Annotated in this window: 13 protein-coding genes; 7 read left to right on the top strand and 6 right to left on the bottom strand. The window is 66.6% G+C overall.

Annotation, left to right across the window (positions count from 1 at the left end):
• The 7 genes from rfbC to dctM all read left to right on the top strand — a co-directional run bounded on the left by rfbC (nucleotide 1) and on the right by dctM (nucleotide 8,022).
• Nucleotides 1-549: a dTDP-4-dehydrorhamnose 3,5-epimerase gene (gene rfbC / locus ACIGFL_RS14125; protein ID WP_397497592.1), complete on the top strand. Its 549-nt coding sequence runs from the start codon at nucleotides 1-3 to the stop codon at nucleotides 547-549.
• Nucleotides 546-1,409 carry a dTDP-4-dehydrorhamnose reductase gene (gene rfbD, locus ACIGFL_RS14120; protein ID WP_397497590.1) on the top strand — a complete coding sequence of 288 codons (864 nt, stop codon included), beginning with the start codon at nucleotides 546-548 and terminating at the stop codon, nucleotides 1,407-1,409. The genes rfbC and rfbD overlap by 4 nt, the downstream gene beginning before the upstream one ends.
• Nucleotides 1,410-1,461: 52 nt before the next feature.
• A complete protein-coding gene (locus ACIGFL_RS14115) occupies nucleotides 1,462-3,276 on the top strand; it encodes an ATP-binding protein (RefSeq protein ID WP_397497589.1) in 1,815 nt (604 codons plus the stop codon).
• A complete protein-coding gene (locus tag ACIGFL_RS14110; RefSeq protein ID WP_397497588.1) occupies nucleotides 3,273-4,658 on the top strand; it encodes a sigma-54-dependent transcriptional regulator in 1,386 nt (461 codons plus the stop codon). Before ACIGFL_RS14115 ends, ACIGFL_RS14110 begins: the two co-directional genes overlap by 4 nt.
• A 319-nt stretch (nucleotides 4,659-4,977) precedes the next feature.
• A complete protein-coding gene (gene dctP, locus ACIGFL_RS14105) occupies nucleotides 4,978-5,970 on the top strand; it encodes a C4-dicarboxylate TRAP substrate-binding protein DctP (protein WP_397497587.1) in 993 nt (330 codons plus the stop codon).
• 142 nt (nucleotides 5,971-6,112) lie between these two features.
• A complete protein-coding gene (locus tag ACIGFL_RS14100) occupies nucleotides 6,113-6,742 on the top strand; it encodes a TRAP transporter small permease (protein ID WP_397497586.1) in 630 nt (209 codons plus the stop codon).
• Entirely contained in the window at nucleotides 6,739-8,022 is a 1,284-nt protein-coding gene (gene dctM, locus ACIGFL_RS14095; protein ID WP_397497585.1) for a C4-dicarboxylate TRAP transporter large permease protein DctM, read from the top strand. Before ACIGFL_RS14100 ends, dctM begins: the two co-directional genes overlap by 4 nt.
• A 289-nt stretch (nucleotides 8,023-8,311) precedes the next feature.
• On the opposite strand, the gene ACIGFL_RS14090 is transcribed toward dctM, so the two are convergent.
• From ACIGFL_RS14090 to ACIGFL_RS14065, 6 genes are all read right to left on the bottom strand, one after another.
• The gene (locus tag ACIGFL_RS14090) at nucleotides 8,312-9,172 is read right to left on the bottom strand and encodes an ABC transporter permease subunit (protein ID WP_122109706.1); all 861 of its coding nucleotides are present in this window, start codon (nucleotides 9,170-9,172) and stop codon (nucleotides 8,312-8,314) included.
• Between the two features lie 82 nt (nucleotides 9,173-9,254).
• Nucleotides 9,255-10,136 (bottom strand): ABC transporter permease subunit, encoded by an 882-nt coding sequence (locus ACIGFL_RS14085; RefSeq protein WP_177342867.1) that lies wholly within the window; start codon nucleotides 10,134-10,136, stop codon nucleotides 9,255-9,257.
• Between the two features lie 23 nt (nucleotides 10,137-10,159).
• On the bottom strand, nucleotides 10,160-11,314 hold the full coding sequence (potA, locus tag ACIGFL_RS14080) for a polyamine ABC transporter ATP-binding protein (protein WP_397497584.1): 1,155 nt from the start codon (nucleotides 11,312-11,314) through the stop codon (nucleotides 10,160-10,162).
• Nucleotides 11,315-11,366: 52 nt separating this feature from the next.
• Nucleotides 11,367-12,461, bottom strand: a complete 1,095-nt coding sequence (locus ACIGFL_RS14075) for a polyamine ABC transporter substrate-binding protein (RefSeq protein WP_397497583.1) — start codon at nucleotides 12,459-12,461, stop codon at nucleotides 11,367-11,369.
• A 244-nt stretch (nucleotides 12,462-12,705) separates the two neighbouring features.
• On the bottom strand, nucleotides 12,706-13,800 hold the full coding sequence (locus tag ACIGFL_RS14070; protein WP_397497582.1) for a polyamine ABC transporter substrate-binding protein: 1,095 nt from the start codon (nucleotides 13,798-13,800) through the stop codon (nucleotides 12,706-12,708).
• Nucleotides 13,801-13,930: 130 nt separating this feature from the next.
• Nucleotides 13,931-15,292, bottom strand: a complete 1,362-nt coding sequence (locus ACIGFL_RS14065; protein ID WP_397497581.1) for an aspartate aminotransferase family protein — start codon at nucleotides 15,290-15,292, stop codon at nucleotides 13,931-13,933.
• Nucleotides 15,293-15,326 lie beyond the last annotated feature (34 nt).

The following is a 15,326-nucleotide window of genomic DNA, read 5'->3' as shown; positions in this document are numbered from 1 at the left end:
ATGCAGGTGATCCAGACCCGCCTGCCCGAGGTGCTGATCCTCGAGCCCCAGGTGTTCGGCGACGAGCGCGGCTTCTTCTACGAGAGTTTCAATGCCCGCCGCTTCGCCGAGGCCACCGGGGTGAGCCGCGACTTCGTCCAGGACAACCATTCGCGCTCGGCCCGCGGCGTGCTGCGCGGCCTGCACTACCAGCTGCAGCAGGCCCAGGGCAAGCTGGTGCGGGTCAGCGCCGGCGAGGTCTACGACGTGGCGGTGGACCTGCGCCGCAGTTCGCCGACCTTCGGCCAGTGGGTCGGTGCGCACCTGTCGGCCGAGAACAAGCGCCAGCTGTGGGTGCCGGAAGGTTTCGCCCACGGCTTCCTGGTGCTCAGCGAGCATGCCGAGTTCCTCTACAAGACCACCGACTACTACGCCCCGGCCCATGAACGCTGCATCCGCTGGGACGATGCCAGCCTGGCCATCGACTGGCCGCTGGATGGCCTCACCCCGCAACTGTCGGCCAAGGACCAGCAGGGCCTGAGCCTGCAGGACGCCGAGACCTTCCCATGAAGATCCTGATCAGCGGCCACACCGGCCAGGTCGCCCGCGAACTGCAACTGGCCCTGCAGGGGCATGAACTGCTCAGCCTGGGTCGCCAGGCCTTCGACCTGGCCCGCCCGGCCAGCCTGCGCGAGATCATCCTGCGCGAGCGCCCGCAGCTGCTGATCAACGCCGCCGCCCATACCGCGGTGGATCAGGCCGAGCAGGAGCGCGAGCTGGCCTTCGCCATCAACGCCGAGGCCCCCGGCGTCATGGCGCAGGCTTGCGCCGAGCTGGGTATACCGCTGCTGCACTACTCCACCGACTACGTGTTCGACGGCAGCAAAGACGCGCCCTACGTCGAGAGCGACGCGCCCAATCCGCTGGGGGTGTACGGCGCCAGCAAGCTGGCCGGCGAACGGGCGGTGGCGGCCAGCGGCTGCGACCACCTGATCCTGCGCACCAGCTGGGTCTACTCGCGGCACGGCAAGAACTTCCTGCTGACCATGCAGCGCCTGCTGCAGGAGCGCGACCAGCTCAAGGTGGTGGCCGACCAGATCGGCGCGCCGACCTGGGCCGGCAGCATCGCTGCCGCCACCGCCGAGCTGATCGCGGCCTGGCAGGCGGGCAACCGCCACTGGGGCACCTACCACCTGAGCTGCCAGGGCGAGACCAGCTGGTTCGGCTTCGCCCAGGCCATCGGCGAACGCCTGCGCGCCGCCGGCAGGCCCTGCGCCGAGCTGCTGGCGATCCCTTCCAGCGACTACCCGACGCCGGCGCGTCGGCCGCTCAACTCGCGCCTGGACGGCAGCAAGCTGGCGCGCGACTGGCAGGTGCGCCTGCCCGCCTGGCAGGCGGCGCTGGACGCCTGCCTGCAACGCGCGGACTGAAGGCGCCCGGCGGAATGTGCATAATGCGCCGATCATCCCGGCGCAGTTTTCCATGAGCACGACCCCCGCCTCCCCGCGACGCCCCCGCTGGCGCAGCCTGCTGCTGCTGGCGCTGCTGCTCGCGCCGCTGCTGTGGCCGGTGCACTACCTGGCCGAGCGTTACTACCGCGAGGTGCTGATCGAGCAGAACCGGCAGACCCTCGACCTCTACGTCGCCAACCTGCTCGGCACCCTGCGGCGCTACGAGGTGCTGCCGCAGATCCTCGGCGACCTGCCGGGGCTGCGCGCCGCCCTGCATGCCCCCGACGACCCCGCCGTGCTGGACAGCGCCAATCGCCTGCTGACGCGGGTGCGCGAGCAGACCGGCGCCGACGTGATCTACCTGATGACCCCACGCGGCGTCACCCTGGCCGCCTCCAACTGGGACAAACCGGACAGCTTCGTCGCCGGCAACTTCGCCTTCCGCCCCTACTTCCGCGAGGCGCTGGCCGGGCGCCTGGGGCGCTTCTTCGGCCTCGGCACCACTTCCGGCAAGCGCGGCTACTACTTCGCCTACGCGGTGCGCGAAAACCAGCAGAACATCGGCGCGCTGGTGGTCAAGGTCGACCTCGACCATACCGAAACCCTGTGGGGCAACACCCCGGAACAGCTGCTGGTGACCGACACCAACGGCGTGGTGATCCTCACCTCGCGCCCGGACTGGCGCTTCCACGCCAGCCGCCCGCTGGATCGCGTCGAGCAGGCCGCCATCGCCGCCAACCAGCCCTACCCGACCCAGGCGCCGCCGGCGCTGAACCTCGACCCCGGCGCCTGGCTGACGCAGAGCCGCGCACTGGAGGAAACCGGCTGGGCGGTGAGCATCCTCGCCCCGCGCATCCTCCTCGACCGCCCGGTGCGCAGCGCCGTGGCGGTCGGCGCCGCCGCCCTGCTGGCACTGCTGCTGCTGCTCGGCCTGCTGATGCAGCGTCGTCGCCACTACCTCGAACGCATCGCCCTGGACAGCCGCGCCAAGGCCGAACTGGAGCAGCGCGTGGCCGAGCGCACCCAGGACCTGGAGCTGCTCAACAGCCGCCTCAAGCAGGAGGTGCTGGAACGCGAACAGGCGCAGCAGGAACTGGTGCGCGCCCAGGACGAGCTGGTCCAGGCCGGCAAGCTGTCGGCCCTCGGCACCATGAGTGCGAGCATCAGCCACGAGCTCAACCAGCCGCTGGCGGCGATCCGCAGCTACGCCGAGAACGCCGCCACCCTGCTCGACCACCAGCGCGGCGAGGACGCCCGCGCCAACCTCAAGCTGATCAGCGAACTGACCGAGCGCATGGCCTCGATCATCGCCCACCTGCGCGCCTTCGCCCGCCGCGACCGCCACGCTCCGGAACGGGTGGCCCTGCAGCCGGCGCTGGACGACGCCCTGGCGCTGCTGGCCAAGCGTCGCCGGGCGATGGACGTGGAGCTGATCCGCGACCTGCCGGATGCCACCCTGTGGGTCCAGGCCGGCGAGACGCGCCTGCGCCAGGTGCTCGGCAACCTGCTCGGCAACGCCCTCGACGCCCTGGTCGCCAAGGCGCCGCCGCGACGCATCTGGATCAGTGCCCGGCAGCAGGACGACCAGCTCGAACTGCTGCTGCGCGACAATGGCCCGGGCTTCTCGACCGAATCCCTGGCCCGCGCCCGCGAACCCTTCTTCACCACCAAGACCAGCGCCCAGGGCCTGGGGCTTGGCCTGGCCATCTGCGACAGCCTGATGCGCGCCCTGGGCGGCGAGCTGCTGCTGGCCAACCACCCGGACGGCGGCGCCCTGATCACCCTGCGCCTGCGCCTCGCCAGCCCCGGCGTCAACCTGCAACCCCCGGAGGACCCCTCGCCATGACCAGCGACAGCGCCATCGACAGCCGCACCCAGGTTCTGCTGATCGACGACGACGCCCACCTGCGCCAGGCACTCAGCCAGACCCTCGACCTGGCCGGACTCAAGGTGCTCAGCCTGGGCGATGCCCAGGGCCTGGCCGCGCGTATTCCGCCCGGCTGGCCGGGGGTGGTGGTCAGCGACATCCGCATGCCCGGCATCGACGGCCTGCAGCTGCTCGCCCAGCTGCGCGAGCGCGACGCCGAACTGCCGGTACTGCTGATCACCGGCCACGGCGACGTGCCGCTGGCGGTGCAGGCGATGCGCGCCGGCGCCTACGACTTCCTGGAAAAGCCCTTCGCCAACGACGACCTGCTCGACAGCGTGCGCCGCGCCCTCGATCTGCGCCGCCTGGTGCTGGACAACCGCAGCCTGCGCCTGGCGCTGACCGATCGCCAGCAGCTGGCCGGGCGCCTGGTCGGCCAGTCGCCGGCGATGCAGCGCCTGCGCGAGCAGATCGGCGCGCTGGCCGGAATCGCCACCGACGTGCTGATCCTCGGCGAGACCGGTGCCGGCAAGGAGGTGGTGGCGCGCGCCCTGCACGACCTGTCCAGCCGCCGCGACGGCCCCTTCGTCGCCATCAACGCCGGCGCCCTGGCCGAGTCGGTGGTGGAAAGCGAGCTGTTCGGCCACGAGGCCGGCGCCTTCACCGGCGCGCAGAAACGCCGCATCGGCAAGTTCGAGTTCGCCAACGGCGGCACCCTGTTCCTCGACGAGATCGAGAGCATGAGCCTGGACGTGCAGGTCAAGCTGCTGCGCCTGCTGCAGGAACGGGTGGTCGAACGCCTCGGCGGCAACCAGCTGATCCCGCTGGACATTCGCGTCATCGCCGCGACCAAGGAAGACCTGCGCCAGGCCGCCGATGCCGGGCGCTTCCGCGCCGACCTCTACTACCGGCTGAACGTCGCGCCGCTGTCCATCCCGCCGCTGCGCGAGCGCGGCGAGGACGCCCTGCTGCTGTTCCAGCACTTCGCCGAAGGCGCCACCGCGCGCCACGGCCTGCCGCCCCGCGAACTGCAGCCGGGACAGCGCGCACTGCTGCTGCGCCACCCCTGGCCGGGCAACGTGCGCGAGCTGCAGAACGCCGCCGAGCGCTTCGCCCTCGGTCTGGAGCTGGCCCTGGACAGCAACGCGCCGAACCTGCCGCCGGTCAGCGGCGGCCTCGGCGAACAGGTCGAAGCCTTCGAGCGGGCGCTGATCGCCGCCGAACTCAGCCGCCCGCACGGCTCGCTGCGCAGCCTGGCCGAGGCCCTCGGCCTGCCGCGCAAAACCCTGCACGACAAACTGCGCAAGCACGGCCTGCATTTCTCCGGCGCTGGCGGAAGCTCGCCAGAGGACTTCGACTGACTGGCGAGAAACCGCCAACGCCAGCCTCGCCCACCGCCATTTGCAGCCGCCGGCCGCCCTCGCCGGCCGCTCACGCAACGCCAGACAGGCCCCTGACCACGGGCCCTGGCGCCTTCCCCCCGACTTACCGCGCGATCGCCTACGGCAGCCTGGCACAAGGGTTGCTCTAGGCAATGCCCAAGCGAACCCACAAGTACAAGTCCAGGCCTCGCTGCCCTCAGCCGGCGTTTTCCCCCAAGCCGCCTAGACTTGCTCTTGTCCGTTCGTCAGCAGCGCCCCTGGCGCCAATGCGATAAACACAACAAGAGGAAGCATCCGCATGTTCAAACTGACTGCCAAGGCGCTGGCTTGCGCCCTGTCCCTGTCCATCGCCGGCATGGCCCAGGCCGCCGACCCCATTGTCATCAAGTTCTCCCACGTGGTTGCCGAGCACACCCCGAAAGGTCAGGGTGCGCTGCTGTTCAAGCAACTGGCCGAAGAGCGCCTGAGCGACAAGGTGCGCGTGGAGGTCTACCCGAACTCCTCGCTGTTCGGCGACGGCAAGGAAATGGAAGCGCTGCTGCTCGGCGACGTGCAGATCATCGCCCCGTCGCTGGCCAAGTTCGAGCACTACACCAAGCAGATCCAGATCTTCGACCTGCCGTTCCTGTTCGACGACATGGCCGCGGTCGACCGCTTCCAGAAGGGCCCGGAAGGCCAGAAGCTGCTGACCTCCATGACCGACAAGGGCATCACCGGCCTGGGCTACTGGCACAACGGCCTCAAGCAGCTGTCGGCCAACAAGGCGCTGCTCGAGCCCAAGGATGCCCGCGGCCTGAAGTTCCGCGTACAGGCTTCCGCGGTACTGGAAGAGCAGTTCAAGGCAGTGCGCGCCAACCCGCGCAAGATGAGCTTCGCCGAGGTCTACCAGGGCCTGCAGACCGGCGTGGTCAACGGTGCCGAGAACCCCTACTCGAACATCTACAGCCAGAAGATGCACGAGGTGCAGAAGTTCATCACCGAGTCCAACCACGGCCTGCTCGACTACATGGTGATCACCAACACCAAGTTCTGGGACGGTCTGCCGGCGGACGTGCGTGACGAGCTGAGCAGGATCATGGCCGAGGTCACCGTCGAGGTGAACAAGCAGGCCGACGCCCTCAACGAAGGCGACAAGCAGCGCATCCTCGAGGCCGGCACCACCGAAATCCTCACCCTGACCCCGGAGCAGCGTGCCCTGTGGCGCGACGCCATGCAGCCGGTGTGGAAGAAGTTCGAAGGCGAGATCGGTGCCGACCTGATCAAAGCCGCTCAGGCCGCCAACCAGCAGTAAGGCCGGAGAGCCGTAGGGTGGGCGACGCCGCGACTAGCGCCAGCCCACCGCGATGCCCACTGGGCATCGCCACGCTGCAACCGGTGGGTCGGCCGCACATGGCCGCCCCGCCCTACGCCCTTTCCATTCGGGAGAACCGACCATGAACGCCTTGCGGCGCGTCTGGGAGCACTTCGAGGAAGGCTTTATCGCCTTTCTCCTGGCGGCCATGACGCTGATCACCTTCGTCTACGTGATCCTCAACAACCTCTACACCGTTTTCTACTGGCTGGGCGACAGCTTCGGCGGCAACGAGTTTCTGCTCGGTATCGGCGACGCCATCCTCGACCTGGCTCAGGCGATGACCTGGAGCAACGCCCTGACCAAGGCCCTGTTCGGCTGGCTGATCTTCTTCGGTCTGGCCTACGGCGTGCGCACCGCCGGCCATATCGGCGTCGACGCCCTGGTCAAGCTGGCCAGCCGCCCGGTGCAGCGCGTCATCGGCATCGTCGCCTGCCTGTGCTGCCTGGGCTACGCCGGGCTGATCGCGGTCGGCAGCTACGACTGGGTACGCACCCTGTTCATCGCCGGCATCGGTGCCGAAGACCTCGGCCACTACGGCATCCAACAATGGCATATCGCGATGATCGTGCCCTTCGGCTACGCCATGGTGTTCGTCCGCTTCCTGGAAATCTTCGTGCGCATCCTGCGCAACGAGCAGACCGGCCTGGGCCTGGCCGACGAAGCCGCCGACGCCCTGAAGATCAATGAGCACGAGGAGCCCAAGCAATGACCGTTCTGTTCCTCTTCCTCCTGCTGTTCCTGCTGATGTTCATCGGCGTGCCGATCGCCGCCTCGCTCGGCCTGGCCGGCTCGGTCACCATCATGCTGTTCAGCCCCGACTCGGTGCGTTCGCTGGCGATCAAGCTGTTCGAGACCAGCGAGCACTACACCCTGTTGGCGATTCCGTTCTTCCTCCTGTCCGGCGCCTTCATGACCACCGGCGGCGTGGCCAAGCGCCTGATCGACTTCGCCAACGCCTGTGTCGGCCATATCCGTGGCGGCCTGGCCATCGGCGCGGTGCTGGCGTGCATGCTGTTCGCCGCGCTGTCCGGCTCCTCGCCGGCCACCGTGGCCGCGGTCGGCTCGATTGCCATCGCCGGCATGGTGCGCTCGGGCTACCCGCAGGCGTTCGGCGCCGGCATCGTGTGCAACGCCGGTACCCTGGGTATCCTGATTCCGCCGTCGATCGTGATGGTGGTGTACGCCGCCGCCACCGAGCAGTCGGTGGGCAAGCTGTTTATGGCCGGGGTGATCCCCGGGATCATGCTCGGCGTGGCGCTGATGGTGGCGATCTACATAGTCGCAAGGGTCAAGAAGCTGCCGGCCCTGCCGCGCGCCAGCCTGCGCGAATGGCTGCGTTCGGCGCGCGAGGCGATCTGGGGCCTGTCGCTGATGGTGATCATCCTCGGCGGTATCTACAGCGGCATGTTCACCCCCACCGAGGCGGCTGCGGTGGCCGCGGTGTACGCCGGCTTCGTCGCCCTGTTCATCTACAAGGACCTGACCTGGCGCGAATGCCCGAAGGTGCTGCTGGAGTCCGGCAAGCTGACCATCATGCTGATGTTCATCATCGCCAACGCCATGCTCTTCGCCCACGTGCTGACCACCGAGCAGATCCCGCAGACCATCACCGCCTGGGTGGTCGACCTCGGCCTGCAGCCCTGGCAGTTCCTGCTGGTGGTGAACATCGTGCTGCTGATCGCCGGCGCCTTCATGGAGCCCTCGGCGATCATCCTGATCCTCGCGCCGATCCTGTTCCCCATCGCCATGCAGCTGGGCATCGACCCGATCCACCTGGGCATCATCATGGTGGTGAACATGGAGATCGGTTTGATCACCCCACCGGTGGGGCTCAACCTGTTCGTCACCTCGGCGGTGACCGGCATGCCGCTGACCCACGTGATCCGCGCCGCCCTGCCGTGGCTGATGATGCTGATCGGCTTCCTCATGGTGATCACCTACATCCCGGCCGTGTCCCTGGCCCTGCCGAACTGGCTGGGCATGAGCTAGTCCGCATCCACGCTGCTACTTTGGTACTTTGTGTACCCACTCCGCCCGGCCTTAGCGCCGGGCTTTTTTTGCCTTGGCGCAAGGCGGCCCCGCGACATCCGCCAGCGGGTGCGCTACGCCGCGGCGCAGTCCCGTAGGGTGGGCTTCAGCCCACCAACGGGGGTCAGCGTGGGCTAAGGCGGATCGCCAGGCCCCCGATCCTGCCCTGGGGCGCCCGGCCACAGCTCACTCAGACATAGCCATAAAAAACGGGCCCATCGGGCCCGTTGTTTATCGCGCTAGCGGTCGTTCAGCTGCGGCTAGCGGCCGGCTGCCAGACGGTCTCGTCCATGGCCTGCTGCAGGGCCTTCTTGCGCCGCTCCTCGGCGCGCTGGGCGAAGAACCAGGCGAGGAAGGTGGCGAAGGACACCGCCAGCAGGATCAGGCTGGCCACCGCGTTGATCTCCGGCTTCACCCCCAGGCGCACGGCGGAGAAGATCTCCATTGGCAGGGTGGTGGAGCCGGGACCGGAGACGAAGCTGGCCAGCACCAGGTCGTCCAGCGACAGGGCGAAGGACATCATCGCCCCGGCCGCCAGCGACGGCGCGATCATCGGCACGGTGATCAGGAAGAACACCTTCCACGGCTTGGCGCCCAGGTCCATGGCCGCCTCCTCGATGGACAGATCCAGCTCGCGCAGGCGCGCCGACACCACCACCGCCACGTAGGCCGAGCAGAAGGTGGTGTGGGCGATCCAGATGGTGGTCATGCCGCGCTGCGCCGGCCAGCCGATCAGCTGCGCCATCAGCACGAACAGCAGCAGCAGCGACAGACCGGTGATCACCTCGGGCATCACCAGCGGCGCGGTGACCAGGCCGCCGAACAGAGTACGGCCCTTGAAGTGGGTGACCCGGGTCAGCACGAAGGCCGCCAGGGTGCCCAGCGCCACCGCGGCGATGGCGGTGTAGCAGGCGATCTCCAGCGAGCGCATCACCGAGTTCATCAGCTGGGTGTTGTCGAGCAGACCGACGTACCACTTCACCGACCAGCCGCCCCACACCGTCACCAGCCGCGAAGCGTTGAACGAGTAGATCACCAGGATGACCATGGGCAGGTAGATGAACAGCAGGCCGGCCCAGAGCATGATGTTGGAGAAACTGAAACGCTTCATGGCCGTCCCTCCAGCTCTTTGGCCCCGATTCTGGTTGGAAAGCCGGTTGAACAAAATGCTGGGCTCAATGTGATTGAACGAATCATGGCCGGCCCTCCAGCTCTTTCGCCTGGTTACGGTTGAACAGAATGATGGGCACGATCAGGATCGCCAGCATCACCACTGCCAGGGCCGAGGCCACCGGCCAGTCGCGGTTGTTGAAGAACTCCTGCCACAGCACCTTGCCGATCATCAGGGTCTCCGGGCCGCCGAGCAGTTCGGGGATGACGAACTCGCCGACCACCGGGATGAACACCAGCATGGAGCCGGCGATGATGCCGTTCTTCGACAGCGGCACGGTGATCTTCCAGAAGTTGTTGAAGTTGCTCGAACCCAGGTCGGAGGCGGCCTCCAGCAGGCTGAGGTCGTGCTTCACCAGGTTGGCGTAGAGCGGCAGGATCATGAACGGCAGGTAGGAGTAGACCACGCCGATATAGACCGCCACGTTGGTGTTGAGGATCTGCAGCGGCGTGTCGATCAGGCCGATGCCCATCAGCAGGCTGTTGAGCAGGCCGTTGTTACCGAGAATGCCCATCCAGGCATAGACGCGGATCAGGATCGCGGTCCAGGTCGGCATCATGATCAGCAGCAGCAGCACCGTCTGGTGTTCCTTCGGCGCGCGGGCGATGGCGTAGGCCATGGGGTAGCCGATCAGCAGGCACAGCAAGGTGCTGAAGAAGGCGACCTGCAGCGAGCCGAGGTAGGCCGACAGGTACAGCGCGTCCTCGGTGAGGAAGATGTAGTTGCCCAGGTTCAGCACGATCTGCAACTGGTTGTTGGCCCAGCTGTAGATCTCGGTGTAGGGCGGAATCGCCACGTCGGCTTCGGCGAAGCTGATCTTCAGCACGATGACGAAGGGCAGCAGGAAGAACAGGAACAACCAGAGGAAGGGGATGCCGATCACGGCATGCCGCCCGCTGGGCAGGTAGCGCGAGAGTTTGGCCAGTTTCATGATTGCAGTACCACGCCGCTGTCGTCTTCCCAGTACACCACCACCGGATCGTCCCAGGTCGGGCGCTTGCCGCGGCGCTCGGCGTTGGCGATGAAGCACTGCACGATCTGCCCGGAGGTGAGTTTGACGTGGTACACCGAGTGGCCGCCGAGGTAGGCGATGTCGTGCACGTGGCCGCGGCTCCAGTTGTACTCGGGGTGCTCGTGATCGGCCGGCAGCTCGCTGGCCATCAGCAGTTTTTCCGGGCGCAGGGCGTAGCTGACCTTCTTGTCCTCGGCGCGGGTGGTGACGCCGTGGCCGATGTAGATCGGCTTGTCCAGCTGCGGGCAGTCGATGATCGCGTGGTCGGCCTCATCGCTGCTGATCTGCCCGTCGAACAGGTTGACGCTGCCGATGAACTCGCACACCAGGCGGCTGGCCGGGGTCTCGTAGATGTCCACCGGGCTGCCGGTCTGGGCGATCCAGCCCAGGTGCATGATGGCGATGCGCTGGGCCATGGTCATGGCCTCTTCCTGGTCGTGGGTGACCATCACGCAGGTCACGCCGACCCGCTCGATGATCTCCACCAGCTCCAGCTGCATCTGCGAACGCAGCTTCTTGTCCAGCGCGCCCATCGGCTCGTCGAGCAGCAGCAGCTTGGGACGCTTGGCCAGCGAACGGGCCAGGGCCACGCGCTGACGCTGGCCGCCGGACAGCTGGTGCGGCTTGCGCTTGGCGTACTGGCTCATGTGCACCAGCTTGAGCATCTCGGCCACGCGCGCCTCGATCTCGGCCTTGGGCAGGCCGTCCTGCTTGAGGCCGAAGGCGATGTTGTCGGCCACGCTCATGTGCGGAAACAGCGCGTAGGACTGGAACATCATGTTGATCGGCCGCTGGTAGGGCGGCATGTCGGTGATGTCGACGCCATCGAGAATGATGCGCCCGGAGGTGGGCCGCTCGAAGCCGGCGAGCATGCGCAGCAGGGTCGACTTGCCCGAGCCGGAACCACCGAGGAGGGCGAAGATCTCGCCCTTGTTGATGGTCAGCGAGACGTCGTCGACCGCCACGGTCTCGTCGAACTTCTTGGTCACCCGATCGATCTTGACCAGCACCTCTTTCGGTGTCTGGTCCCCCTCGAGGGCTTTTTTGTAGGCGCTGGAGGCAACAGCCATTTAGGAAAACTCCCGGAAGTAACGCCCGACCCCTGCGGCCGGGCGGGAAGGGTTACTGACCCGACTTGATCTTGGTCCAGCTACGGGTCATCAGACGCTGCACCTTGACCGGCAATTCGGCCGAGATGAACAGCTTGTCCAGTACCGCCTGCGGCGGGTACACGGACGGGTCGTTACGCACCTCCTGGTCCATCAGCGCGCCCGCCAGGGTATTGGGGTTGGCGTAGCCGACGTAGTCGCTGACTTCGGCTATCACCTGCGGCTGGAGGAGGAAATCGATAAAGGCATGGGCCTGCTCGACGTTCGCCGCGTCGGCCGGAATGGCCAGCATGTCGAACCACAGGTTGCCGCCTTCCTTGGGAATGCTGTAGGCGATCTCGATGCCCTTGCCGGCTTCCTCGGCGCGATCCGCGGCCTGCAGGATGTCGCCGGAGAAGCCGGCGGCGACGCAGATCTCGCCGTTGGCCAGGTCGCCGATGTACTTGGAGCTGTGGAAGTAGGTGACATGGGGACGCACCGCCAGCAGCTTGGCCTCGGCCTTGGCATAGTCATCCGGATTGGTGCTGTTGGGGTCGAGGCCCAGGTAGTTGAGCACCGAGGGGATCATCTCGTCCGCCGAATCGAGGAAGGCCACGCCACACTGGCTAAGCTTGGCCATGTTCTCCGGCTCGAAGAGCACCGCCCAGGAGTCGATGCTGTCGACGCCGAGCACCGCCTTGACCTTCTCGACGTTGTAGCCGATGCCGTTGGTGCCCCACAGGTAGGGCACGGCGTACTGGTTGCCGGGGTCGTTGGCTTCCAGCTGCTTGAGCAGCGCCGGGTCGAGGTTGCTCCAGTTCGGCAGCTTGGCCTTGTCCAGCTTCTGGAAGGCGCCGGCCTTGATCTGCTTGCCGAGGAAATGGTTGGAAGGCACCACGATGTCGTAGCCGGAACGGCCGGCGAGCAGCTTGCCTTCGAGGGTCTCGTTGGAGTCGAACACGTCGTACAGCGGCTTGATGGCGGTGGCCGCCTCGAACTGGGCCAGGGTGTCCTCGCCGATGTAGTCGCTCCAGTTGTAGATGTGTACCGTCCCCGCCGCCTGGGCCAGGGTATTCAGGCCCAGCGCCAGGGCACTGGTGATCAGGGTCTTGCCGCAGGAAATTCGCACACGCAGATCCTCTTTCTATCGGGCCGCCCGCAAAAGGGCCGGCACTTTAGCGGAAATATCCGTCCTGTTCAGCGTTTCGCGCAGGGCGCTATCCCGCGCGGGAAACGACTGCCGGGTCGCAGAGGGACATTCCGATCGGCTCGGCCAGACGGCCCGCCGCAAGGGTCGAACAACGCATACAAGCTTCCTTTTATTGTTAGGGTCTGCGGCGGGCATGCCCACCGCAGACAGGTTGCTGCTGCCGTTAGCGGCCGGACTTGACCTTGGTCCAGCTGCGGGTGATGGCGCGCTGCACCGAGGGGCTCAGCTCGGAGAAGGTGTAGAGCTTCTTCGAGGCTTCCTCGGTCGGGTAGATGCCAGGGTTGTTGCGGATTTCCTCGGCGACCAGCGGGGTGGCCTTGGCGTTGCCGTTAGGGTAGGCGACGTAGTCGGAGATCGGCGCGATCACTTCCGGGGTCAGGATGTAGTTGAGGAAGGTGTGCGCGGCGTCGACGTTCTTGGCATCGGCGGGGATGGCCATCATGTCGAAGAAGGAGGCGGCGCCTTCCTTGGGAATGGCATAGGCCACCGGCACGCCGTTCTTCGCTTCCTCGGCGCGGGCCTGCGCCTGGAACACGTCGCCGGACCAGCCCAGGGCCACGCAGATCTCGCCGTTGGCCAGGTCGGAGATGTACTTGGAGCTGTGGAAGTAGGTGACGTAGGGGCGCACCTTCATCAGCAGCTCTTCGGCCTTGGCCACCTCGTCGGTGCTGGTCGGGTTGGGGTTCAGGCCCTGGTAGTGCAGCGCGGCGGCATAGACTTCGTCCGGGGCGTCGAGCATGGCCACGCCGCAGGATTTCAGCTTCTCCATGTTCTCCGGCTTGAACAGCACGTCCCAGGAGTCGATGGTGTCGACGCCGAGGGCGGCCTTGACCTTCTCCGGGTTGTAGCCGATGCCGGTGGTGCCCCACAGGTAGGGGAAGGCGTACTGGTTGCCCGGGTCGGCGTTTTCCAGCGCCTTCATCAGGTCGGGGTTGAGGTTCTGCCAGTTGGGCAGCTTGGACTTGTCCAGCTTCTGGAATACGCCGGCCTTGATCTGCTTGGCGAGGAACTGGTTGGACGGCACCACCACGTCGTAGCCCGAGCCGCCGGAGAGCAGCTTGGCTTCCAGCACTTCGTTGCTGTCGAAGACGTCGTAGACCACCTTGATGCCGGTTTCCTTCTGGAAGTTGTCCAGGGTGTCCTCGGCGATGTAGTCGGACCAGTTGTAGACGTGCAGCACCTTGTCCTCGGCCTGAGCGGTGCCGGCCACGGCGGCGGCCAATGACAACGCTAGAAGGGTTTTGCCGAATGTTTTCATGCGTACAGCTCCTGTTGTTGTGTCGGTATTCCGGAAGGTGCGCAGGCCCTTCCGGTGAGGCTGGCCAACGCACTGGCGCAGTCTGGCAAGGTCATGGCACCGCTGACAACTTTACGTGGCCGCCGGCCGTTCAGGCCGACAGGTCACGCAGGGTCAGGTCCAGGCACTTGCGTGCTTTTTCCACCAGTTCGTCGATCTCCGCACGACTGATCACCAGCGGCGGCGCAATGATCATGGTGTCGCCCACGGCGCGCATGATCAGACCATTAGTAAAGCAGTGTCCGCGGCAGACCATGCCCGCCGCCACCGCATCCGGGTAGCGCGAGCGCGTCGCCTTGTCCCGCACCAGCTCGATGGCGCCGAGCATGCCGACACCGCGCACCTCGCCCACCAGCGGATGCTCGGCCAGCTCGCGCAGACGTTGCTGCAAATAGGGTGCCGTTTCCGTCCTGACCCGCTCGACTATGCCTTCTTCCTTGAGCAGGCGCAGGTTGGCCAGGCCCACCGCCGCCGCCACCGGGTGGCCGGAGTAGGTGAAGCCGTGGTTGAAGTCGCCGTGCGCCTCGATGACGTCGAACACCTGGTCGCTGACGATCAGCCCGCCCATGGGCACGTAGCCCGAGGTCAGGCCCTTGGCGATGGTCATCAGATCGGGCTTGAGGCCGTAGTAGTCGCTGCCGAACCACTGGCCGGTACGGCCGAAGCCGCAGATCACCTCGTCGGCGACGAACAAAATGTCGTACTTGGCCAGGATTTCCTTGATCCGCGGCCAGTAGCTCTCGGGCGGGATGATCACGCCGCCGGCGCCCTGGATCGGCTCGGCGATAAAGGCGGCGACATTCTCCACGCCCAGCTCGAGAATCTTCGCCTCCAGCTGGTCGGCGGCCCACAGGCCGAACTCGGCCGGGCTCTTGTCGCCACCCTCGCCGAACCAGTAAGGCTGCGGGATATGGGCGATGCCGGGGATCGGCAGGTCGCCCTGCTCGTGCATGCCCTTCATCCCGCCGAGGCTGGCGCCGGCCACGGTGGAGCCGTGGTAGCCGTTCTCGCGGGCGATGATGATCTTCTTGGCAGGCTTGCCCTGACACGCCCAGTAGTGGCGCACCAGGCGCAGCATGGTGTCGTTGCCTTCCGAGCCGGAACCGGTGAAGAACACGTGGTTCATGCCTTCGGGGGCCAGTTCGGCGATGGCCTGGGCCAGCTCCAGCACCGGCGGGTGGGCGGTCTGGAAGAAGGTGTTGTAGAACGGCAGCTGGCGCATCTGCGTCGCCGCGGCCTCGACCAGTTCCTCGCGACCGTAGCCGACGGCCACGCACCAGAGCCCGGCCATGCCGTCGAGGATCTTGTGACCCTCGCTGTCCCACAGGTAGACGCCCTTGGCCTCGGTGATGATGCGCGGGCCCTTCTCGGCCAGCTGTTTGTAGTCGCTGAACGGCGCCAGGTGATGGGCGCGGCTCATGGCCTGCCACTGGGCGGTTTTCGGGTTGGTCATGACAACACCTTTTATTACGCGGGTCGCCGGCGGC

The organism is Pseudomonas sp. NPDC077649 (assembly GCF_044542855.1).
Lineage (GTDB): Bacteria > Pseudomonadota > Gammaproteobacteria > Pseudomonadales > Pseudomonadaceae > Aquipseudomonas.
The sequence above is the reverse complement of the archived record's forward strand: the minus strand, read 5'-3'. Positions and strand labels throughout refer to the sequence as shown.

Bases quoted from the DNA above. Each gene is read 5' to 3' on its own strand.
- rfbC (WP_397497592.1), top strand. From the start codon at position 1: ATGCAGGTGATCCAGACCCGCCTGCCCGAGGTGCTGATCCTCGAGCCC.
- rfbD (WP_397497590.1), top strand. From the start codon at position 546: ATGAAGATCCTGATCAGCGGCCACACCGGCCAGGTCGCCCGCGAACTG.
- ACIGFL_RS14115 (WP_397497589.1), top strand. From the start codon at position 1,462: ATGAGCACGACCCCCGCCTCCCCGCGACGCCCCCGCTGGCGCAGCCTG.
- ACIGFL_RS14110 (WP_397497588.1), top strand. From the start codon at position 3,273: ATGACCAGCGACAGCGCCATCGACAGCCGCACCCAGGTTCTGCTGATC.
- dctP (WP_397497587.1), top strand. From the start codon at position 4,978: ATGTTCAAACTGACTGCCAAGGCGCTGGCTTGCGCCCTGTCCCTGTCC.
- ACIGFL_RS14100 (WP_397497586.1), top strand. From the start codon at position 6,113: ATGAACGCCTTGCGGCGCGTCTGGGAGCACTTCGAGGAAGGCTTTATC.
- dctM (WP_397497585.1), top strand. From the start codon at position 6,739: ATGACCGTTCTGTTCCTCTTCCTCCTGCTGTTCCTGCTGATGTTCATC.
- ACIGFL_RS14090 (WP_122109706.1), bottom strand. From the start codon at position 9,172: ATGAAGCGTTTCAGTTTCTCCAACATCATGCTCTGGGCCGGCCTGCTG.
- potA (WP_397497584.1), bottom strand. From the start codon at position 11,314: ATGGCTGTTGCCTCCAGCGCCTACAAAAAAGCCCTCGAGGGGGACCAG.
- ACIGFL_RS14070 (WP_397497582.1), bottom strand. From the start codon at position 13,800: ATGAAAACATTCGGCAAAACCCTTCTAGCGTTGTCATTGGCCGCCGCC.
- ACIGFL_RS14065 (WP_397497581.1), bottom strand. From the start codon at position 15,292: ATGACCAACCCGAAAACCGCCCAGTGGCAGGCCATGAGCCGCGCCCAT.